This is a genomic window from Providencia sp. Me31A (assembly GCF_050487165.1).
GTDB lineage: Bacteria > Pseudomonadota > Gammaproteobacteria > Enterobacterales > Enterobacteriaceae > Providencia.
The window spans coordinates 148758-163991 of the sequence record NZ_JBKQGZ010000005.1 but is presented as its reverse complement, the minus strand read 5'-3'; the positions used below and the strand labels follow the sequence as shown (position 1 = coordinate 163991).

14 protein-coding genes and 3 tRNA genes are annotated in these 15234 nt (G+C 39.5%); 6 read left to right on the top strand and 11 right to left on the bottom strand.

The window, feature by feature from the left end; all coding sequences use genetic code 11:
* From sufS to ACLPIE_RS05880, 3 genes are all read left to right on the top strand, one after another.
* Positions 1-1239, top strand: a complete 1239-nt coding sequence (gene sufS, locus ACLPIE_RS05890; RefSeq protein WP_430260542.1) for a cysteine desulfurase SufS — start codon at positions 1-3, stop codon at positions 1237-1239.
* Positions 1240-1272: 33 nt separating this feature from the next.
* A complete protein-coding gene (sufE, locus tag ACLPIE_RS05885; RefSeq protein ID WP_430260540.1) occupies positions 1273-1689 on the top strand; it encodes a cysteine desulfuration protein SufE in 417 nt (138 codons plus the stop codon).
* A gap of 220 nt (positions 1690-1909) precedes the next feature.
* Complete coding sequence (locus ACLPIE_RS05880) at positions 1910-2980, top strand: L,D-transpeptidase family protein (RefSeq protein WP_430260538.1); 1071 nt, start codon at positions 1910-1912, stop codon at positions 2978-2980.
* A 91-nt stretch (positions 2981-3071) separates the two neighbouring features.
* Here the strand turns inward: ACLPIE_RS05880 and ACLPIE_RS05875 are convergent, their stop codons facing one another.
* The 6 genes from ACLPIE_RS05875 to ACLPIE_RS05850 all read right to left on the bottom strand — a co-directional run bounded on the left by ACLPIE_RS05875 (position 3072) and on the right by ACLPIE_RS05850 (position 7368).
* Positions 3072-3308, bottom strand: a complete 237-nt coding sequence (locus ACLPIE_RS05875) for a major outer membrane lipoprotein (protein ID WP_004263789.1) — start codon at positions 3306-3308, stop codon at positions 3072-3074.
* A 416-nt stretch (positions 3309-3724) separates the two neighbouring features.
* Positions 3725-5137, bottom strand: a complete 1413-nt coding sequence (pykF, locus tag ACLPIE_RS05870) for a pyruvate kinase PykF (protein ID WP_430260536.1) — start codon at positions 5135-5137, stop codon at positions 3725-3727.
* Between the two features lie 404 nt (positions 5138-5541).
* Positions 5542-5618: transfer RNA gene (locus tag ACLPIE_RS05865), tRNA-Val, on the bottom strand.
* 35 nt (positions 5619-5653) lie between these two features.
* A tRNA-Val gene (locus tag ACLPIE_RS05860) sits at positions 5654-5730 on the bottom strand.
* A gap of 32 nt (positions 5731-5762) precedes the next feature.
* Positions 5763-5839: transfer RNA gene (locus tag ACLPIE_RS05855), tRNA-Val, on the bottom strand.
* A gap of 155 nt (positions 5840-5994) precedes the next feature.
* Positions 5995-7368 carry an MATE family efflux transporter gene (locus tag ACLPIE_RS05850; RefSeq protein WP_430260534.1) on the bottom strand — a complete coding sequence of 458 codons (1374 nt, stop codon included), beginning with the start codon at positions 7366-7368 and terminating at the stop codon, positions 5995-5997.
* A gap of 276 nt (positions 7369-7644) precedes the next feature.
* On the opposite strand from ACLPIE_RS05850, the gene ACLPIE_RS05845 reads away from it, so the two are divergent.
* The gene (locus ACLPIE_RS05845; RefSeq protein WP_430260532.1) at positions 7645-8310 is read left to right on the top strand and encodes a riboflavin synthase subunit alpha; all 666 of its coding nucleotides are present in this window, start codon (positions 7645-7647) and stop codon (positions 8308-8310) included.
* Between the two features lie 192 nt (positions 8311-8502).
* On the opposite strand, the gene ACLPIE_RS05840 is transcribed toward ACLPIE_RS05845, so the two are convergent.
* From ACLPIE_RS05840 to punC, 3 genes are all read right to left on the bottom strand, one after another.
* Positions 8503-8775: a putative quinol monooxygenase gene (locus tag ACLPIE_RS05840; RefSeq protein WP_430260530.1), complete on the bottom strand. Its 273-nt coding sequence runs from the start codon at positions 8773-8775 to the stop codon at positions 8503-8505.
* A gap of 24 nt (positions 8776-8799) precedes the next feature.
* Positions 8800-9591, bottom strand: coding sequence for a helix-turn-helix transcriptional regulator (locus tag ACLPIE_RS05835; protein ID WP_430260528.1), 792 nt, complete (start codon positions 9589-9591; stop codon positions 8800-8802).
* Positions 9592-9857: 266 nt separating this feature from the next.
* The gene (gene punC, locus ACLPIE_RS05830) at positions 9858-11084 is read right to left on the bottom strand and encodes a purine nucleoside transporter PunC (RefSeq protein WP_430260526.1); all 1227 of its coding nucleotides are present in this window, start codon (positions 11082-11084) and stop codon (positions 9858-9860) included.
* Between the two features lie 122 nt (positions 11085-11206).
* Between punC and punR the strand changes: the two genes are divergently transcribed.
* Positions 11207-12112 (top strand): DNA-binding transcriptional activator PunR, encoded by a 906-nt coding sequence (gene punR, locus ACLPIE_RS05825; protein WP_430260524.1) that lies wholly within the window; start codon positions 11207-11209, stop codon positions 12110-12112.
* Positions 12113-12121: 9 nt separating this feature from the next.
* On the opposite strand, the gene purR is transcribed toward punR, so the two are convergent.
* Both purR and sodB read right to left on the bottom strand, forming a co-directional pair.
* Positions 12122-13147 carry an HTH-type transcriptional repressor PurR gene (purR, locus tag ACLPIE_RS05820; protein ID WP_430260522.1) on the bottom strand — a complete coding sequence of 342 codons (1026 nt, stop codon included), beginning with the start codon at positions 13145-13147 and terminating at the stop codon, positions 12122-12124.
* A gap of 591 nt (positions 13148-13738) precedes the next feature.
* Positions 13739-14317: a superoxide dismutase [Fe] gene (gene sodB, locus ACLPIE_RS05815; RefSeq protein WP_430260520.1), complete on the bottom strand. Its 579-nt coding sequence runs from the start codon at positions 14315-14317 to the stop codon at positions 13739-13741.
* Positions 14318-14803: 486 nt separating this feature from the next.
* Here sodB and ACLPIE_RS05810 point away from each other — a divergent pair, with 486 nt between their 5' ends.
* On the top strand, positions 14804-15151 hold the full coding sequence (locus ACLPIE_RS05810) for a Grx4 family monothiol glutaredoxin (protein ID WP_430260518.1): 348 nt from the start codon (positions 14804-14806) through the stop codon (positions 15149-15151).
* Positions 15152-15234 lie beyond the last annotated feature (83 nt).

Genomic DNA, 15234 nt, shown 5'->3' with positions numbered 1-15234 from the left:
ATGCTTTTCAATGTAGCTTCAGTAAGGCAGGATTTTCCTGCCTTATCTCAATTAGTTAATAATCATCCATTAGTATATTTGGATAGTGCTGCAAGCGCACAAAAGCCATTGCAAGTTATTGAAAGAGAAAGTGAGTTTACGTTACATCAATACGCGGCAGTGCATCGGGGTATTCATACCTTGAGCGCAAATGCCACGACCATGATGGAAGATGTGCGCCAAAAAGCGGCGGATTTTATTCATGCAGCCTCAAATGAAGAAATTGTATTCGTAAAAGGTACTACTGAAGGTATTAACCTTGTCGCCAATAGTTTTGGTCGCAAGTTTTTCCATGAAGGTGACAATATTATTATCACTGAAATGGAGCACCATGCGAATATTGTTCCTTGGTATATGTTAGCGGAGGAAATCGGCTTTGAGGTGCGGGTGATCCCAATTTCTGATGATGGTCAGCTGCAATTAGCTTCATTGGGTGAATTGATTGACTCACGTACACGCTTATTAAGTTTTACTCACATTTCTAATGTGCTTGGAACGCTAAACCCTGTTCAAGACATCATCAAGCAGGCAAGGGAAATTGCGGCGTCTAAGGGCAGTGAAATTGCTATTCTTGTCGATGGTGCTCAAGGTGCAATGCATCAACAGGTGGATGTGCAAACCCTCGATTGTGATTTTTATGTTTTTTCAGGGCACAAGCTGTACGGCCCAACAGGGATTGGTATCTTGTATGGCAAAAAAGCCATTTTGGATATGATGCCACCTTGGGAAGGCGGTGGTGCGATGATCCGTCAGGTCAGCTTAACAAAAGGGATCACTTTTGCAGATGCACCTTGGCGTTTTGAAGCAGGAACGCCGAATGTTAGTGCTATTATTGGATTGGGGGCGGCATTCGATTATTTGAATGCATTAAATTTAGCGGATGTGTTTGCTTATGAAAATCAAGTAATGGCATATGCTTCTGAAAAACTAAAAGAAATACCGTCTATCACGTTATATGGTAACGACAAGCGGGAAGGCGTGCTCGCTTTTAATCTTGGTCAACACCATGCTTATGACGTTGGTTCTTTCCTTGATCAATATGGAATTGCGATTCGCACAGGGCATCATTGTGCTTTACCTCTCATGGAGCACTACCATGTGCCTGCTATGTGCCGAGCTTCTGTTGGGATCTATACAACGAAAGAAGATATTGATGCGTTATTCAATGCATTACAGCGCATTAAAAAATTGTTAGGCTAAGCACATAAGAAAGATATAGTGAAGGAAGTAAGCATGCCTGCGTTACCTGATGAAAGTAAGTTGTTACGTAATTTTTCCCGTTGCCAAGACTGGGAAGAACGTTATCTATATATGATTGAACTGGGGGGGCGCTTATCTGAGTTAACGGAGTCACAACGAAGTGACCGTAACTTGATAGCAGGCTGCCAAAGTCAAGTATGGATAGATATGCAAAGGCAAGTAGATGGCACAATTGTCTTTGCAGGTGATAGTGATGCAGCCATTGTTAAAGGGTTGGTTGCCATTGTTATTATTCTTTTTCAAGGCAAGACTGCTCCGCAAATATTGGCCGTGGATGTAAAGTCATTTTTTGAACAACTCGCGTTAGAACAACATTTGACGCCTTCACGGACCCAAGGGCTAAATGCGATGATCCGTAACATTCTCACTCGAGCTAATCAACTTGTCTGATTATACTGGGGACTTTATGTCCCCTTTGTTTTCCGCCTAAAAATCACATCTAATTAGTGTATCCAATTATATTGGTGTTATTAGAGTATCCATTAGCGATATATTTAGTACTAATAATTAACTAAAATATGTATTTAGTATTAAAGATATGAAAGATAGTTGCTATTATGAGCAATAATCATTGCATTATTGTACGCACACTATTTTCCTTGGAGTAGGTATGAAAAGAGTTTTAACGGTGGCAAGTTTGTTTGTCATGAGTGTTTTGTTGGCTCCCGCTCAGGCAAAAGAGTATCCTTTACCAGACAGTAATACACGCCTAATCGGGGAAAACTTCACGTATATCGTACCAAATGATGGTCGACCGTTGGAAGCTATTGCCAGTGAACATCAAATTGGTTTATTGGGAATGTTGGAGGCAAACCCAGGTACAGACCCTTATCTTCCAGAAGCCGGCAAAGAATTGATCATTCCAGCGCAAATGCTGCTACCGCCAACACCAAGAATGGGTATTGTAATTAATTTGGCAGAGCTTCGTTTATATTATTATCCGGCGAATAGTGAGAATGTAATTGTTTATCCAATTGGTATAGGACAATTAGGACGCGATACACCTGAAATGGTAACGTCTGTTAGCCAATCAATCAAAGATCCAACTTGGACACCAACGGCTAATATTCGTAAAAACTATGCGAAAGAAGGGATCACACTTCCTGCTGTCGTTCCAGCAGGTCCGGAAAACCCAATGGGGCTGTATGCTTTACGTTTAGCATATGGGCGCGGTGAATACTTAATCCACGGTACTAATGCTGATTTTGGTATAGGTATGCGTGTCAGTTCGGGCTGTATTCGTTTACGGCCAGATGATATAGAAGCATTATTTAAAACTGTACCGAAAGGAACTCGAGTTCAAGTTATTAACCAACCAATAAAATACTCCAAAGAAGAGGATGGCAGCTATTATATTGAGGTGCACCAGCCCCTATCACGCAATAGTTATGACGATCCACAAACGATGCCAATTAAACTGACAGATGATTTCAAGCGTTTTCTTGAAAATGAAGAGATTGATAGGGGATTGGTTGAAAAAGAGCTTGCAAGGCGCTCAGGGATGCCTGTGCGTATAAATAATGATCAGGGTGACAGTATTCCTGAAAGTGAAACGTATCCACAAGGTTTAGTTCCTATTGAGCCATTCACTATTTCACAGCCAGAACCGACCTATGATGGTAAGGTTGGTGCTTTATTACCCGCTAAATACCGTTCTTCTGCTGTCACTCCACAATCCTGATAAAATAATAGGGGCCTATTTTCATAGGCCCTCATAAATGCTACTAGCTTCAAAGAAGTGTCTTTTAGACTAGATTATCGCCAAATCGAACTTATTTTTTGTAAGTACGAACTTGGTTATCTAGACGCTGGTTAGCGCGTGCTGCTTCTTCTTGAGCTGTTTGTACGTCAGAACGTAGAGACTGAACGTCGTTGCTCAGTTGATCAACTTTACCATTCAGAGTTTGCACGTCTGAAGAGAGTTTTTGCACTTCAGTGCTGTTAGAACAACCCGCTAGTAATGCTGAAGCTAATACGATAGAGCCCAGTACAATTTTAGTACGAATCATTATTTTACCCTCTAGATTGATTTATCTTGAAAATATAAAAAAGCAAGTCACCAAACAATAGAGCTAAGCTTGTTATCTTAAAGCTTGCTATATCCCTTTAAAACAACCTAATAAAAATTAGGGTATGGCACTCACTAAGTCTTATGCTAGTACTTAATTTAGATATTTGCTAGAAATACTTTATATTTAGTACTAGGAAAAAGAAGAAAAATTTAAATTAAGATTAATAAAGGTTGTTATTTGACCAATTAAAACGCGTTTTATGATATTACACTGATATTGTGAAAGGATATTTGCTAGAGAAACTAAAACAAATAAATAGTTGCGACAAAACAGCACGAAAAGTTAACTCTAAATAAAAAAGCCGATAACTAGATTTATTAGTATCGGCCTTTTAATGTGCTATTTTACTTTAATTAAAGTACATGAACAGACGAGGTATTAGTTGTACCGCTTTGAACTAAAGCACCAGAAACCATAACGACCGCATCACCTGCAACCGCTAATCCACTTTCTAGTGCGGCACGCTTACCTTCACGATAAAAATCATCAGTAGAAGTAAACCCGCCAACAATCATAGGGATCACACCTTTAACTAACAACAACTGGCGAGCAGTTTCTTCGTTTGTAGTTAACGCAAGGATAGGGGCTGTTGGGAAATATTTACGGACAGATTTCGCTGATTTACCACCGTATGTTGCGACAACGATTAGTGGCACATCTAATTTTTCAGACATTTCAACAGCACCACGGCATACCGCTTCAGTAACACGTAAACGCTGGCTTGGTTTTTGGTTATCAATACGAGTTTGCATGACACGGTCGGTACGCTCGCAGATAGTTGCCATAATAGTTACGGCTTCTACGGGGTATTTACCTTTTGCACTTTCACCTGAAAGCATGACAGCATCAGTGCCATCTAAAATGGCGTTTGCAACGTCGCCAGCTTCTGCACGAGTAGGGCGTGGATTTTTGATCATTGAATCTAACATTTGCGTTGCGGTAATAACCACTTTACGTGCGGTAACGCATTTTTCAATCATCATTTTTTGGGCGAAAATGACTTCCTCAACAGGGATCTCGACCCCTAAGTCACCACGAGCAACCATGATACCGTCAGAGGCTTCTAAAATCTCATCAAAATTGTTTAAACCTTCTTGGTTTTCAATTTTAGAAATAATTTGAATATTTTCGCCGCCGTGTTTTTTCAAGTGAGCACGAATTTCTTCGACATCAGAACGTTTACGGATAAAAGACGCGGCAACAAAATCCACACCTTGTTGGCAACCGAAAACTAAATCTTCTTTATCTTTCTCTGCGAGTGCAGGTAAGCCAATAGAAACACCTGGCAGGTTAACGCCTTTTTTCTCACCAAGGTCGCCATTATTCAAAACTTCACAAACAACTTCAGTATCTGTGATGTTAATGACTTTCATACCAATCAGACCATCATCAACTAATACAGTATTGCCTACTTTTAAGTCTGTTGTTAAACCTGCATACGTTACAGCAACTTTATCTTTATTACCGATAACAGAGGTATCAGTTGTAAATGTAAAGGTTTGACCTGCAACGAGCGAAACATCGTTACCGCCTTCTAATTTCATTGTGCGGATTTCAGGGCCTTTAGTGTCCAGCAGGATAGCTGCTTGTTTACCAGTTTTTGCACAGACAGAGCGAAGATTGTTGATGCGTTGACCATGTTCTTCATAGTCACCGTGAGAGAAGTTGAGACGCATGACATTCATGCCTGCATCAAGGAGTTGAGTCAGCTTTTCTTCTGATTCGGTTTTTGGACCGATAGTACAAACAATTTTGGTTTTTTTCATGGCAGTCTATCTAAGTTATAAAGGAAATCGGTATTGTCGCCGATACTTTAGTGCGCATGATTACACTTGTTGCGCAACTCATTTCTACGAATAGGCGACAGTCTGGTGTTCAATTCATTTTTACTTTTAAATCTGTCACATCCTGATTGTTATTATAGTGTAGATGACAAATTCAATTAAAGCTAACATACTGATTTATTTCTGTTGAAACCATTCAGCTAATGTGAGTATTATAGACAACAAAAAACTGTGAGACAAATCAAATTTTATTAAATTAAAATAAGAGATATTTTAGATCAAATATTTGGCTAAAATCAGGTTGTGTAACTTGTTGCGCAACAAAATAAGGGAAGATTACCTGACAATCAAGAGAAATATTAGAAATACACTAATAAAAGAGAGAATGGTGCGTCCGAGTAGACTCGAACTACCGACCCCCACCATGTCAAGGTGGTGCTCTAACCAACTGAGCTACGGACGCACTGAGAAATAACGCTGCTTTGTGTTAATTTGAAATGGTGCGTCCGAGTAGACTCGAACTACCGACCCCCACCATGTCAAGGTGGTGCTCTAACCAACTGAGCTACGGACGCGCTAAAAATTAACTTGTTGTGCTCTCTAGAAATGGTGCGTCCGAGTAGACTCGAACTACCGACCCCCACCATGTCAAGGTGGTGCTCTAACCAACTGAGCTACGGACGCATTAAAAAATTATCTAGATGACAACGGGGACGAATATTAACGTTATCATGGACATCTGGCAAGGGGAAAATGTATTTTCGTGATAGTTTGCTTGTATTTAAAACTATTTGATGAGAAATACATCTTCCCTAACAGTAATAAGACTAAAAAGTCAGCTAGCGAGTTGATCGTAACAGAACAATGTCATCAGATTGCTTGTGTATCCATATAATTCGAGTCGCCATACCAATTGCAGCGGCACTTAAACCAATGATAAAGCCAATCCAGAAACCTTTCGGCCCCATTGCTGGTGCCACTATATCGGTTAAGGCTAAGATATAACCTGAAGGCAAACCTAGTAGCCAATATGCAGTAAAGGTTATAAAGAAAATAGAACGGGTATCTTTATAGCCTCTTAAAATACCAGCACCAATAACTTGCACAGAATCCGATAGCTGATAAATAGCAGCATATAACATTAAGCTAGTAGCTAGTACAACCACCTCTGGGTTTTTGTTATACATCATGGCTATTGGCTCACGGAAAACTGCAGTGAAAATTGCGGTTACACAAGCGACCATTAAGCCAACAGCTAGACCAGTGTAAGAAGAAATTCTTGCCGCATCAGGCGATTTTTGACCTAAGTTATAGCCTACACGAATTGTTGCTGCGATCCCCAGTGAAAGTGGGAACATAAACATCACTGAGCTGAAATTAAGCGCAACTTGGTGGCCTGCAACAGCCACTACACCTAATGGTGCCACTAATAACGCAACAACAGCAAATAAGGTAACCTCAAAAAACAAAGCTAATCCAATAGGAGTGCCTAATACGATAATGCGCTTTAGGATTAATGGATTTGGTGATGTGAAAGCGAGTGTAGGGCGAATATCACGCTGCGCAGAAGCACGTTTCACATACCATCTCATCATCATGCACATAGCCCAATACACAGAAGCGGTTGCTACACCACAACCCACACCACCTAATGCAGGTGCACCAAAGTGCCCATAAATAAAAATATAGTTAATAGGGATGTTGACCATTAGGCCAAGAAAACCGATCACCATTCCAGGTTTGGTTTTCGACAGCCCCTCACATTGACTACGGTATACTTGGTAAAATAGGTATCCAGGCGCGCCCCACATAATGGCATGTAAAAAACGAACGGATTTACCAGCGAGCTCCTCATCAATGTGTGGCATGTTATTAATGATTAACTTGCTATTATAAAGCAGGCACATAATACCTAACGCTAAAAATAGTGCTAACCATAGACCTTGCTGGATCTGATCACCAATTAAATTACGACGGCCGGACCCATTCATTTGTGCAACGATAGGGGTCAATGCCATTAATAGCCCTTGACCAAAAAGAATAGCTGGCAGCCAGATTGAAAACCCGACTGCAACTGCGGACATCTCAATTTCACTAACACTCCCTGCCATGACTGTGTCAACAAACCCCATAGCTGTTTGTGAAAACTGGGCAAGAACAATAGGAATACCGAGTGCCAACAAGCTACGCGCTTCTGTAATATATTTCTGCACGCATACACCTTTATAATTAAAACGAGTAAGAGGAAAAAATGAGAAAAATAAACGGTTTACTTAAAAATAAAATGTTACTAAAAACCTGCTATTCTATCTCTTTTGTTTGGCTATTCCAATAAAGATAAACGGATAAATAACAAAAGAGCATTTTTGACGCTAAGTATAACTCAGTTTATCTAGTCAATTAGTCTGTTACTAACCACTCAAATAAGATAGACCTCTAAAAATTCTTCTGTAAACTGAGGTGATTAATTCAATAGACCGAGGATCATTATGTTTACAGGCATTGTTCAAGCGACAGCCCCAATTGTAGAGATCACTGAAAGGGCGAATTTTCGTACTCATGTCATGAAATTTACGCCTGAATTATTAGTCGGCTTAGAAACAGGCGCTTCTGTTGCTCACAATGGTTGCTGCCTTACTGTGACAAAAATCGATGGTGAAAAAGTGAGTTTTGATTTAATCAAAGAAACTTTACGTCTCACCAATCTAGGTGCACTAAAAGAAGGCGATGTTGTCAATATTGAACGTGCTGCAAAATATGGCGATGAAATAGGGGGACATGTTGTTTCTGGCCATATCATGACAACGGCTGAAATTAGTAAAATCTTCACCTCTGAAGATAATCATCAGGTTTGGTTATCTATCCATGATAAATCGTTGATGAAATATATTCTGCATAAAGGTTTTGTCGCTATTGATGGTATTAGCTTAACGGTTGGGGATGTCATTAATAATCGCTTTTGCGTACATTTGATCCCAGAAACCTTAGACCGCACCACACTGGGTCAAAAACGTCTAGGGGATAAAGTAAATATTGAGATAGACCCTCAAACACAGGCTATTGTTGATACAGTTGAACGCGTGCTTAATCAAAAAGACCAAGAAAAATTTTTACAACAAAAAAACGAGATGAGTGCACAAACTCAGTTAGAGTAAAATGTTAATTTTTGGTGGGGATAATATTCAAAAGGCTATGGTCATTATTTTATAATGCTATAGCCTTAATTGACGGGCAGATACCAAATAATATATTAAAAGTGTTTGATAGAGTTCTACGAAATATAAAGTTAAATTTAATAAATGTGATACAAGATATTTAATTAATTTTCATTTTTGGTGATAAATTAGTTATTTTTCACTAAAGTTGACAGATAAGCTGGCATTATCGAGTTCAATTGCTTCAACTAATCGTCTGAAATGTGGACTATTTTTATGCAGCTCTAATGCTTGAGTGTTTTCCCACTCTTCGAAAACAATATAACCATTCTCTTTAGCCATAAGATCATATTGAATGCATCCTTTCTCACGGCGGCTTAGTTTTGCTAAGTCACGAACGATCCCTCTCGTTAAATACCCATCGGTTTTTTCAGTCGTAATATGGGCATATACAACAATACTCATTACATTCTCCTTATAAATTGAGAACTATCTTAATGGGTACTTAGTTTTTGTATTGTAAAAAAACGAATAATTTGACTTTAAAAATGCCGACGGGGTCATAGTAAAGTATCTTTTAAAATCTCGATAGAAATGGGATTGATCATAATAGCCAGTTTCAAACCAACGATAGGTATCTTGTTCTAACACCATACTTTTTAAAACATGCTCTAAACGGCAATTGATCTGGTAGCGTTTTGGCGTAATACCGTATTCTTTTAAAAACTCTTTCTGAATAACTCGCACATGTAACCCTGTTTCTTTGGCAATATCTGTGATTTTCTTGGTTGGGTTACGATACAGTAATTCTAAGATGTCATCCGTAAAGTGTGCTTTTTTGCTTGCTTTTGTTTGACTAAAGCAATCGAGTAATTCTTTAAATGAGGAGTCGGCTAATGCTTCAAACCAACGCTCTTGCCAGATATCACTTAGAGCAATGGGTTTATCGGTATAATTAAGGGTACGTTGGGGGAGTATAAATCGCAGAGCATCATGACGAATACGTAACACCATCACTTTCGAGTGATTGGGGCTAGCAGTAAATGTGTTAATTCGAGGAATAATGAGTTGAAATGGATTTGTGGCCGAACCACTTTCAGATGACATGCAAAATGCATCTAACGAAACCCATATCTCCGCACCTGTTCCAGGAAAAATTTTAATTACCTCTGAAAACTCTTTGATTATCAAAATAGAACTAACAAAGGATTTCAATTCCTCCGGCGGATAATACTGTTTTAACATCATTCTTGAGCACTCATTATGTGATGAAGTAATCATAACGCTTTTCGACAACAAAATTAAACACATAAAATCTATATATTAGTAGATAAAAACATAAAAACCTTTTTTATTACGGTTCGTTTCAGAGAGTGTAAAACACATAAAATGAATAAACAGTATAAGTCACCATAAAGCGTGATTCATTAAATTAGTTTATTGATGCGTGATTTCTTTATGTTTCAGATGTTATGTTACAGAGTGTTTAAATGAAGGGGAGCCATGTCGCAGAGGAACGACATGGCTTAAAGTGAACTAGGTTATGATTAATTAGCTTGGCAGTCTGCGTGTTTTAAGGTTTCTTCATTATTATTACGTGTACAACGTTGCATGAAATAACCAATTGCCATTGGAATGATTGTCACAGCCATAACTCCTGTTGTCGCTAGTAGGGGATCAATGGTGAGCGCTGAGACAAGTAAGCTAGCTAAGAAGCATAACCCTAACTGCAATGCATTTTGTAGTGCGGCTGCTTTACCACTCGCACTTGGGAAGGTATTTAAGGCCTTAGAAACTGCGATAGGATAAGAAGCCCCGTTCATCGCTGCCATAAAACAAAATGGGATCAAAATCATGGTTAATGATGGGGTCGTATAAATAGCCATGATGAATAGGATGGCCATACTCACTGCATAGCCAATGAGTAACAACGGGAACAACGTATTTGCGCGTACTTTAGCTAATACAATGCGGCAACCATAGCCACCAATAATAAAGGCTAAAGTTTGTGGGATATAGCTTAGGCCAATATCTGCTGGGTTAAAGCCCATATTACGTAAAATAAACGGTGAGCCTGTAAGCCAAGCAAAAAAACCAGCACTGCAAGAGGCATAAACAAGCACATTACCACTAAATACTGGCGAGCTGAGCAATTTAACGAATGAAACTTTAGCTTTAGGTTGGTTATCGTCAGTGAGTGTTTTAACTGAAACGTTTTTCAAGAAAAGTGTAGGTAATAAAAGCAAAACCCCCACAGCCATTAAAATCAGGAAAATCGCTTCCCAAGTTTGGTGTTCCAGCACCCAAGCACCTAACAGGGGTGCTAAAGCAGGAGATAACGCAACCAATGGCATTATAGAGGCAAAAACTTTCTGTGTACTCGCTTCGTCGTAACGGTCGATAACAAGGGCTTGCCATAATACGGCCGCGGAGCAAACACCGACGGCTTGTAAAAAGCGTAAGGTTAATAGTTGTGTTGCAGTTTCAACCCAATAAATAGCCAAGCTACTTAAAATAAAAATAGTCAGTCCAACAATCAGAACGGGTTTGCGACCAAGTTTATCTGATAAAGGTCCCCATAAGAGCTGAGCAAATGCAAAACCAGCTAAAAAGATACTGAGAGAAGCACTGATAGCACCTTCTGATGTATGCAATGAGTTTTGCATTGCACCGAAAGCGGGCAGGTACATGTCAATGGCTAAAAACCCCAGCATGCTTAAACCTGCAAGGTAAACCATAAATCCAGGGGAATTTTTTTTCACAGTATTCGACATAATAATTACTTATCTGATATTTAAATAAATGTTAACGGTAGCCCCATTGTATAGGCTATTTTTTTGTGTTGTGAAACGGTAATATTTGGATCTTGCTATCAAAATATTTGAAAGGAGATGTTATGTGGTCTGCGCATGCACTCGAAGTGATTGATGCAGTTGCTCGAACGGGAAGCTTTAGTGGTGCTGCAAATGAGTTGCACCGTGTACCCTCTGCGATTAGTTATACAGTAAAACAAGTTGAGGAATGGCTTGCTGTTCCTTTATTCGAACGTCGCCACCGTGATGTTGCCTTGACGGAAGCGGGCGCTATCTTTATTAAGGAAGGTCGTTCTGTTATCAAAAAAATGACAGAGACAAGGCATCAATGCCAGCAAGTCGCGAACGGTTGGCGTGGGCAATTCAGTATCGCAGTTGACTGCATTGTAAAACCCCAGAGAACTGAACAATTAATTCTTGATTTTTATCGGCATTTTCCTGATATCGAGTTATATATCCATCCAGAGGTATTTAACGGTGTTTGGGATGCATTGGCAGATGGGCGTGCGGATGTTGCAATTGGTGCAACACGTGCATCACCCATTGGTGAGCGTTATAGTTTTCGAGACATGGGGTTTATGTCTTGGATGTGTGTGGCGAGCCCTGAACATCCATTAGCAAAAATCGACTGCAAACTGGCGGATGACCAAATGCGTGAGTTTCCTAGCTTATGCCTAGAGGATACTTCTCGTAATTTACCGAAACGTGATACATGGGCTCTGGATAATCAACGTCGACTTGTTGTGCCTTATTGGGAAAATGGTTTGGCGTGTTTAGTCAACGGGTTATGTGTAGGGATGGTACCAACACACCGTGCTGCACCATTATGTGAAGAAGGTAAACTTGTTGAGTTAGAGTTAGCCCAACCTTTTCCACCAAGCCCATGTTGTTTGACTTGGGTTGAAAAAAACACCTCACCTGCGTTGAGCTGGTTGTTAGACTACCTTGGGGATAGTGAAACACTCAACGCAGAGTGGCTTTCGACTTAAATCATGTGGTTAGCGACGATAATCTATAAACGGGCCATCAGCTACGGAACGGCGCTCAACAAGGCGGGGGTGAATTTCAATTGTTTGAGCGTCTTCGCGCTTGTTCACTATGCGATCGAGCAACATGGTAAATGCCATTTGGCCTAAACGTTCTTTTGGTTGGTGAATGGTTGTTAGCGCAGGGGTAAAATAGCGAGCGTTGCGCACATTATCATAGCCAATAATTGAAATGTCCTGTGGGACGCGCAACCCCATTTCATCAGCGGCGCAAATTGCTCCCATAGCCATAATATCACCGCCGCAAAATACCGCAGTAGGGCGTTGTTTATGGCTTAAAATCTGCATCATGGCCTTATAGCCTGATTCAGGCTCAAAATCTCCTTGGACAATCCATTCATCTTTCAAGGTTATTTTTGCTTCTTCCATCGCTTTTTGGAAACCTGTTAAGCGGCCAATCCCCGTATTTCTCTCTAGTGAACCGGGGATGACACCAATATCTCGGTGCCCACGATCAACCAAGTAACGTCCAGCAAGATACCCACCATGAAAGGAATTATCGATAATGCTATCAGTAAAGTCACCTTGAGATGTCCCCCAATCCATAACAACCATAGGGATATTACGGTAGTCTTCTAACATGCTAATCAAGGTATCAGGGTATTCAGAGCACATAACAAGTAAGCCATCGACTCGTTTTTGCGCAAGCATTTGCAAGTAGGCTTTCTGTTTGCCCAAATTATTATGTGAATTGCACAGGATCAGCGTATAGCCTTTTTCATAACAGCTATTCTCGACAGACTCTATTACTTCAGCGAAATAAGGCGCTTCACTGGAAGTTGCCAACAAACCAATTGATTTTGTGTGATTAACTTTTAGACTACGGGCAACTGCACTTGGTGAATAATTGAGCTCTTTAATCGCAGCCCAAACAGCAGCCTTAGTATCATCAGCCACGAAGCGCGTTTTATTAATAACATGGGATACGGTTGTGGTGGAAACGCCAGCGCGTTTCGCCACATCTTTAATCGTTGCCATGGGGAAAAAAAACTCCTGACCAATAATCGGTCTCTATAAAAATTCTTGTGAAAAATTACCTGCATATTGAGGCATTGAGCCTTTGCTGGCAATAATTTAGCGATTTGTTGTCGATTTTGTCTGATCTAGCGCAAAAACGAAAGAAATAATTGATGTTATAACATGTGATATAGGCACTAGTTTTACTTTTTTGGATATGTATACTCAATAGCCCTAGTTATTGTGCGGTTATTTGTTAGTTCAATTATATTGGATGAGAGGAACTCATGGATACAGATGTTAAATACGGATTACTTGCTGCGCTGGGCTCATTAGCAATGATTATCTTTATTGGTTCACATATTTTCTAATTTTATTTCAACCTCAAGTAGAGCGAATTAAAAAGGGCGAGTAAATCTCGCCCTGAGGTTGTTGACAAAGCGGGATAAAAGCGTGGTTTTTCCCGCTTTGTGTTATCAGCCGAAAATCAATGAATTGATTTTCCTAGTTGATTTTCAAAACCTATATGACTTGCTGCCAAACATAATATGTTTGTCAGCAGTCTGAGGGCGAGTAAATCTCGCCCTGATGTTTAGAATTTAGCTTTTATTACTATGCTAAATTTTCTTCCACAAATTTCCAGTTAACCAGTGCCCAGAAGTTTTCTAAGTATTTAGGGCGAGCGTTACGATAGTCGATATAGTAAGCATGTTCCCAAATATCAACAGTTAACACAGGCTTGTCATCACCAGAAATTGGTGTTGCAGCATTAGAAGTATTAACGATAGCTAAACTGCCATCTACTTTTTTTACCAGCCAAGTCCAGCCAGCACCAAAGTTCTTGGTTGCAGCATCAGTAAATTGCGCTTTAAACTCTGCGAAAGAACCGAATGCCTTGTTAATGGCGTCAGCCACTTTACCAGTAGGCTCGCCACCTGCATTCGGCGCTAAGCAGTTCCAATAAAATGTGTGATTCCAGACTTGTGCAGCATTGTTGAAAACACCAGCTTCGGAATTTTTGATGATTTCTTCTAAGGATTTACCTTCAAAGTTAGTACCTTTGATTAGGTTGTTTAAGTTAACAACATAGGTATTGTGGTGCTTACCATAGTGGTATTCTAAGGTTTCAGCAGAGATATAAGGTTCTAAAGCATCTTTAGCATACGGTAAAGCAGGTAGTTCAAATGACATTGCGTACTCCTTGATTGCTTTTATATCAATATATTTAGGGTGTTTGCTCTTAAAATGAGCGAAAAATTAATTGTCAATTTATCATGACGATTTCGCCTTTTAGGCGATACGTTATTTAATATATTAATGATAACACGATAAACCCTATAAAGGGTAAAGGTAATATAACGTTACTAGTATGTTAACAGAAAAATAAAGTAATTACAGTTTAAAAATCATAGAGATATATAATGTTAGAAATTAGCTGGACAATATGTAGCAAAAAAATAGCAGAAAACTTATTTTTTAACTTAAGTAAACAGAAGATAGAAAAGATGCCTTTTTAAATCTTTGAGTGCTATAGTAATGCCCCTATAAAACTGGCATATTGTATGAAACAATTAGGTTTCACATTATATTGGTCAAAAATATTCTGTTAAGTTGCAGTAACTCGTATTATTTACGGGCTAACTGCAAAATCAGCACTTTTGTTCTAAGGAAGTAAAAATGACGACAATTGAAAGAATCGAGCGCCAAATCAAAGAAAATCCAATTCTATTATACATGAAAGGCTCTCCAAAACTTCCGAGCTGTGGTTTTTCTGCCCAAGCAGTACAAGCTCTGTCTTCTTGTGGTGAACGTTTTGCTTACGTTGATATCTTGCAAAACCCAGATATCCGAGCAGAATTGCCAAAATATGCAAATTGGCCAACATTCCCTCAGTTATGGGTTGATGGCGAGTTGGTTGGTGGCTGTGATATCATCATGGAAATGTTCCAGCGTGGTGAATTACAATCGCTGATTAAAGAAACCGCTGATAAATATCGCTCAGCAGACGAAACGAGTGCTGAATAATTTAGCAGTAGGCTGAATAAAATAAAAAACCGTGTTTGATGGGAAGTCATTTATACTGTCATCAAAAACGGTTTTTTTATCAT